At 67.2% G+C, this 1990-nt stretch carries 1 protein-coding gene; it reads left to right on the top strand.

The window, feature by feature from the left end; genetic code table 11:
• A partial coding sequence (locus Q8Q85_12995) for a hypothetical protein (GenBank protein MDP3775172.1) occupies positions 1–1990 on the top strand: 1990 nt, incomplete at both ends.

Raw genomic sequence — 1990 nt, 5'->3', positions numbered from 1 at the left:
GGGTTCCTGGGCCAGGGTGCGCGGCCGGAAGTCCAGCTCGGCACCAACGCGGTGGAGGAAACGTCCATCACGACGGGCGCCATCGGGGCCGAGTACGGGGACGCTCAGTCGGGCGTCATCAACCTGGTCACGCGCTCGGGTGGCACGAACTACCACGGCTCGCTCGCGTACTCCACCGACGAGGTGTCGGGCCAGACCTACGGGCAGGGGCTGAACCGCGTCGAGGCCAGCTTCGGCGGCCCACTCGCGCGCAACCTGACGTTCTTCCTGTCCACCACGCTGTCGGGCCAGCAGAGCCCCCGCCTTGGCAAGGGGGCTGAAGATCAGCCGATCTATGTCATGAGCGGCCTGGACACGTCGGACTCCCTGGCGCCGAACGGCTGGGTCAACGTGCCCACAGATCCGGACAACCCGCTGTCGGACTCCACCCGGGCCAACATCCCCGCCTTCACGCGGTTCTCCAATGGCGCGCGGCGGCCGGACGACCAGGGCGACAACCTGACGTTCAGCAGCAAACTGACGTACACCTACGGCACCGGGTCGCGGATGTCGGTGGGGTATCACAGAAGCCGCGCGCAGGACCGCTTCTTCCGCGGCACCAGCCTGTACAATCCGCAGGCGCAGCGCGGCTCGCGGAGTAACAGCAACCTCGCGGTGGTGAACTGGTACCAGAACCTGTCACGCTCGGCCGACCGGGCACTGACGCTCGAGGCCAACCTGAGCTGGCAGCGCGATGAGTTCGTCTCGGGCCTGCTCGACCCGGCCTGGGTCGCGGACAATCGCGATCCGTCCGCCAACTTCACGCTGGGCAACTTCCAGTTCCTGCACGATTTCGATTCCTGGCCGGTGGACGACCAGTTGGTGACCAATATCCGGATCAACAACTGCGAGCCATCGACCGGGGGGCGGTGCATCCCCTTCCTCGGACGCGGCGCCGAGTTCAACCAGGGCGGGTCGTACCGGCTCAATCCCTACGGCGTGACCGCGGGCCCGGCATACCTGCCCAACCAGGCCTACGGCTCCGGTGGCCCCACGCTGTCGAGCGAAAGCCGTACGGCCGGCCGCGCCGCCCTCGACTGGCAGGCCAACCGTTACAACCGCGTCAAAGTGGGCGCCGACTTCACCAGGTCCGACATGCGGGCGTTCAACTCGAGCCTGGTCGAGCAGATCTTCATGGACGCGTACCACGAGAAGCCCAACCGCGTCGGCCTGTTCGGCCAGGATCGTATCGACCTGGGCGACCTGGTCATCGACCTGGGCCTGCGGTACGACCGCCTCAACTCCGGCGTGATGTATCCGCGCGTCCCGGGCCGCGTCTTCAGCGACCCGCTGCGCGACGGCGATCTGACGGCCGCGCGTACGGCAGAGGACACCGTGGTGGCGAACCGGTGCAACGAACTCAAGATGGCGGCCGATACGGTCGGCTGGTCCACCTGCAACTTCGTTCGGGCGCCCGTCCACGCGGCGCTGGCGCCCAGCGTGCGGGTCAGCTTCCCGGTCACCGACCGCACCGGCTTCCGGGTGTCGTACGCGCACCAGACGCAGGCGCCGGACTTCTTCCTGCTGACCAGCGGCGTCAACTCCGACCTGAACTTCACCAACACGAACGACATCTTCGGCCGCGACCTCACGTTCGGCCGCTCGATCGTGTTCGAGTTCGGCATCCGGCATGCGTTCAGCGACGACGTGGTGCTCGACATCTCGGCCTACAACAAGGACAAGACGTCGGACATCGCGGTGAACGTGGTGAACATCTACGACACGCAGCAGCGGGCGATCTCGGCCATCAACATGCCGCTCAACGGCGACTTCGGAAACGCGCGCGGCATCGAATTCGCGCTCGACCAGCGCTTCGGCCGCATCTTCCAGGGCCGGGTGGCCTACACCTATCAGTCGGCGCGCGGTACCGGCTCGGACCCGTTCGAGTACCTGAACACGCTGGCGCGGCAGGTCAGCTCGCTTACCGGCGACCGCACGCCGCCGCCGCGCT

The sequence above is a fragment of the Gemmatimonadales bacterium genome, from assembly GCA_030697825.1.
Lineage (GTDB): Bacteria > Gemmatimonadota > Gemmatimonadetes > Gemmatimonadales > JACORV01 > JACORV01.
Note: the sequence above shows the minus strand (reverse complement) of the source record. Positions and strands in the feature narration are given on the sequence as shown.